This is a genomic window from Streptomyces sp. NRRL S-495, from assembly GCF_000966955.1.
Classification (GTDB): Bacteria; Actinomycetota; Actinomycetes; order Streptomycetales; family Streptomycetaceae; genus Kitasatospora; species Kitasatospora purpeofusca.
In genome coordinates, this window is record NZ_JZWY01001166.1 from 1 (window position 1) to 1,535 (window position 1,535).

At 70.9% G+C, this 1,535-nt stretch carries 1 protein-coding gene and 1 pseudogene; both read right to left on the reverse strand.

Translation table 11 applies throughout. The features are described 5' to 3' along the window. Positions 1-188, reverse strand: a pseudogene (locus VR45_RS46485) (beta-xylosidase); the annotation flags it as partial. A gap of 485 nt (positions 189-673) precedes the next feature. Next, the coding region (locus VR45_RS40185) for an RICIN domain-containing protein (protein WP_159394548.1) at positions 674-1,535 on the reverse strand (862 nt) is incomplete at its 5' end.

The following is a 1,535-nucleotide window of genomic DNA, read 5'->3' on the forward strand; positions in this document are numbered from 1 at the left end:
CAGTAGTAGTACGCACCGACCTTGATCACACCGCCGCCGTGGGCGTGCAGCGGGTTGCCCGCGGTGTCCACGAACTGGGTCCCGTTGGTGACCGTCACGGCAACCGCCTCGGCCTGCCCGACGCCCTGGAACAGGGAGACGCACAGGGCCAGCACGGCGCCGCCGACTGCCGTTCTCAAACGCAGCATGTCCACTCTCGTCCTTCGTTCAACGACGCGCCCGCGGGCCGACCGTGGCGCGGCGGAGCATCCGGCAGGTGCGGATGACCGCGCGGCAGCGGCTGTGCCGGCGCCTCCGCCCGGGCCGGGCGGCGGCGGGGACCGATCGCGGGTGCGTCGTGGGTGGGGGTGGCCCCGACCGTCGGCGACAGCGCGTCCGTCGCTGATGTTCGCGCAAACAATCGGGGTGATGGAGAGTTTCAAAGCGCTGTTCGGTTGTGTCAAGGCTTCTGACCGATTCACAGGCGGAGTGGGGCGATCAGGCCCGAATCATCCACCAGGGGCATACGTCCGACCACACATCGTCATGTTTGAGCGTTGTTTTTCGTTGCTTCCTGTTCGATCGAGAAGCCGGCCGGTGTCGCCCCGGAGTGCGTGGCCGACACGTGCGCCCCTGCTCCGAACGGCGTGCGTCCGGAGCAGGGGCGACGGGGGGCTACTTGTGGCAGGAGCGGTCAGTCGACGGTCCAGGTCTGCACTGCGGAGCCGGTGTCGGGCTGCAGGGTCACCCCGGCGCCGTTGGCCGCCGAGGCGGCGGTGAGCACCGGGCCGCCGGCCGAGGCGATGGTGTACCGGTCGTCGTCGGGGCGAGCCGTGATCCTCCAGCGCTGGCCGGTCCGGCCCGCGTCGCAGGTCCGCTGGACCACGGTGGCGCCGACGGCGCTCCCGGACGCCTCGGCGCACTTCCCGGAGTCCTTGTTGGTCATGGTGTAGGTGCCGTCGGACTGCGGGGACACGGTCCAGGTCTGCTTCGGGCCGCGGTTGGGTGCCCACATCACCAGGCCGGTGCCGTCGTTGGTGGAGCCGGCGTTCTCCAGGGCTACACCGTCGACATCCCCCGTCACGATGACGTGCTCACCCTCCACCGTGCGCACCGTGCCGGGCCACGGGACGCCCGGAGCGGCGTGGTAGCCGATACCGGCGGCGGTCCAGCGCTGACCGTGCTGGGCGAGCCGCTGGCGGAAACCGGTCCAGTCGCGGCCGGACTGCGGGGTCCAACCGACCTCGGCGACGGCGGGCAGCCGGGGGAAGCTCATGTGGTCGGCGTACTCCTGGGGCGAGGGCCAACGGGTGGCGGGGTTCGGCAGGTTGCTGCTGCCCTCGTAGGCGCGGTCGGCCCAGAGGGCGGCCTCGACGCCGGCGATCTGCCCGGCCGGGACGATGGCGCCGGTGCCGTCGAGCTTGCCGGTGACGGTCTCGGGGTCCCAGGCGTAGGAACGCTGCACCGGCACGTAGCCGGACCAGCTCAGGCCGTAGGGGGTGGAGACGTCGTACTTCATGTCCAGATAGGCGTGGTCGGACGGGGACATGATGTAT